We start from the raw sequence: 1,392 nt of genomic DNA, 5'->3' as shown, positions 1-1,392 counted from the left end.
CTCTCAAGCCCCCTAATCGAATTGGAGTCCTAAAGATGAAATAAGGTACACTAATAGAGAAGGGGATGAGGTTCATGAAAAGTAACAAGCTGTACGACGAACAACGGATCAAAGTTGCTCAAGAAGCGATTAATGGAACAAAGTTATCTTTCCTCGCCCGTAAATATTCGGTTTCCCCTAGCACGATTACGAACTGGGTAAAGTTCTATAAAGAACGATTTGGTGAACAGGCGACGCCATCTGTTAACGAACGTATCGAAGATGCTAAGCGTGTTCAAGAGTTAGAAAACAAGATGGATACTGCTATTAAACTGCTGGGTGAAAAGGATCTGGAGATTGAACTCCTGCGTGAACTGCTAAAAAAGACCAACCCCGCTTACAAGACAAACTGGAAATAGCCGATGAAAGCATTAAGCGGGGCTATGCGGTATCGGTGGTGCTTCGAATGGTAGGTGTGCTGGAATCGACTTACTATGCTCGTAAACAGCGTCAAGAAGGCAAAGAGAAGTCCACTGAAACCTTTGGAAAAGTCGGAAGACCGATCCCTGCCTACTCCTTGACGAAAGACGGCCAAAAGGTCAGCGATGAGCAGATTGGAGAGTGGCTAAGCGAACTCGTCGCAGGCGAGGAACACGGCTATGGTTACCGTAACTTGGCACACGCCCTTTATATCCAGCATGACTTAATTCTGAACCACAAGAAGGCCTACAGGCTCTGTAAAAAGCTAGGGCTGCTACAAAAGAAGCCTGACAAAAAGGTGAAATATCCAAGACGGCTTGCCCAGAACCGTATCGTTACAGGAGCTAACCAACTCTGGCAAATGGATATTAAGTATGGATACATTCATGGCTATGACCGCTTCTTTTTTATCTTTGATATGATCGATGTTTTTGACCGCTGTATTGTCGGATACCACTTGGGTGCAAGCTGCAGCGCCAAGGAGATCTGCGCGACCATTAAGCAGGCCTTGAAGCAGCGTGTACAGCTTGGAGAAGCCATGCCCATTCTCCGCTCGGATAATGGGCCGCAATTTCTCAGTCATACTTTTGCAGAGATGTGTATGGACAAGGATGAGCCCCTTATTCATGAACGAATACCGCCCAAAACGCCGAATATGAATGCATATATTGAGTCTTTCCACAGCATTTTAGAACGAGATCTGTACAGAAAAATGTACTTTGAAACCTTTGAAGAAGCGTATGAAACCGTCGCGGAGTACATTGGATTTTACAACGAGCGACGTTTTCACGGTAGTTTAAACCGATTGAGTCCTAACCAATACCATGCGGCTTGGAGAGCAGGCCAAATGGGAGAGGTGAAAATCTCACTTTAAGAAACTGTGAAAACCTGAGATTTCAAGAGAATGACTCCATAATTAAGGGGCTGAACCGG

General features: G+C 45.3%; 2 protein-coding genes. Both read left to right on the top strand.

What is annotated here, in order from left to right; all coding sequences use genetic code 11:
- The first annotated feature begins 74 nt into the window (after positions 1–74).
- Positions 75–398 (top strand): transposase, encoded by a 324-nt coding sequence (locus M2444_RS33400; RefSeq protein WP_280789142.1) that lies wholly within the window; start codon positions 75–77, stop codon positions 396–398.
- 35 nt (positions 399–433) lie between these two features.
- Positions 434–1,333: an IS3 family transposase gene (locus tag M2444_RS33395; RefSeq protein WP_348536939.1), complete on the top strand. Its 900-nt coding sequence runs from the start codon at positions 434–436 to the stop codon at positions 1,331–1,333.
- Positions 1,334–1,392 lie beyond the last annotated feature (59 nt).

It is taken from the genome of Paenibacillus sp. PastF-3 (genome assembly GCF_029893135.1).
Classification (GTDB): Bacteria; Bacillota; Bacilli; order Paenibacillales; family Paenibacillaceae; genus Paenibacillus_AQ; species Paenibacillus_AQ nitricinens.
Note: the sequence above shows the minus strand (reverse complement) of the source record. Positions and strands in the feature narration are given on the sequence as shown.